At 38.8% G+C, this 1,300-nt stretch carries 2 protein-coding genes; one reads left to right on the top strand and one right to left on the bottom strand.

Annotated elements, in window-relative coordinates; all coding sequences use genetic code 11:
- The first annotated feature begins 39 nt into the window (after positions 1-39).
- The gene (locus L654_RS0123430) at positions 40-978 is read left to right on the top strand and encodes a LysR family transcriptional regulator (RefSeq protein ID WP_024609200.1); all 939 of its coding nucleotides are present in this window, start codon (positions 40-42) and stop codon (positions 976-978) included.
- A gap of 10 nt (positions 979-988) precedes the next feature.
- On the opposite strand, the gene L654_RS0123425 is transcribed toward L654_RS0123430, so the two are convergent.
- The coding region (locus L654_RS0123425; RefSeq protein ID WP_024609199.1) for a GGDEF domain-containing protein at positions 989-1,300 on the bottom strand (312 nt) is incomplete at its 5' end.

The raw sequence follows: 1,300 nt of genomic DNA, 5'->3' as shown, positions 1-1,300 counted from the left end.
ATGCCAAAATGGCATCAATAGATTAGTTAAGGTGTAATAATGGATACAACAAGTCGACTTTTAATGTTACTTGAAGTGGTTGATCAAGGCTCTTTTGCAAAAGCTGCAGAAATCCGCAACATAGATCGCTCTGTTATATCTAAACAAATTAGCCGTTTAGAGGATGAGTTAGGCGTTAGGTTACTTAACCGCACAACGCGTTCATTTTCGCTTACAGCGGCGGGTGCCGAAATGATCAAAAAAGCCGCTGAGCTTAGAGAGCTGCTTGGCGAAACCGTACGCATGGCTGAAAACTACCATTTAGAACCGCGTGGCGTATTAAAAATCACTTCATCAACACTTATTGGTCGTCGTTATTTACAACCTGTACTTAATGATTTTCAAAAACGCTTTCCGCAAGTAGAAGTTGAACTGCGTTTAGACGATAGATTAGTAGATATAGTCTCTGAAGGATTTGATTTGGCTTTTCGTGTAGGTGAGCATAAAGATTCGTCACTTATTGCACGTAAAATAGCGCGTAACCGATTATTAATTTTAGCTGCACCACAGTTTATTGAAACTTACGGTATGCCAAAAACAATCGAAGAGTTAGCGCAATTACCAGCAGCAAGCTATGCCAGTAATTCTATTCGAGTAGAAGCAATAGATTACTACGATAGTAAGGGTGAACGCTGCGAGCAAAAAATAAAAAGTGTGTTTCGTGCTAATGATGCCGAGTCATTGTTAATGAAAACATTATCGGGCACAACTTACTTTGTCGCCCCTGCATTTATTATTGGTGATGAAATAATACAAGGTAAGCTAGTGCCTTTATTGACCGATGTAAAACTGATGGAGTTTAGTGCGATGTATGCCGTATATCCGCACCGAGATTTACCAGTGAGGACCCGGTTGTTTTTTGATGTTGTGCGCGAGCATTTAGGAAAAGATAAACCGATTTGGGAAAACGGGATCCCCAATTTTGAGCAAATGTATTAAGTAACCCTGCTTAAGCAACTACCGTTTCGTAGTCATGTTCTTTTTTAAACTTACAATACACTTTATTGCGACCAAATTGTTTTGCTTTGTATAACTGTTTATCTGCTTGGTTTACAAAGCTTTCCAATGAATTAGTACTTTTAAATTTTGCAACACCAATACTGGTTGTAACATTAATTGCAAGGCCGTCAATGTCAAATGTGGTATTTTCAAAACGTGCTCTTATTTGTTCAGCGGTATTAAGTGCAGCCTCTTCATTTGCAAAAGAGCTAAATAAAGCAAACTCTTCACCGCCTACTCTAAATACATACCCTCTACCAAG

The organism is Pseudoalteromonas sp. TAB23, assembly GCF_000498075.1.
Taxonomy (GTDB): domain Bacteria; phylum Pseudomonadota; class Gammaproteobacteria; order Enterobacterales; family Alteromonadaceae; genus Pseudoalteromonas; species Pseudoalteromonas arctica.
Note: the sequence above shows the minus strand (reverse complement) of the source record. Positions and strands in the feature narration are given on the sequence as shown.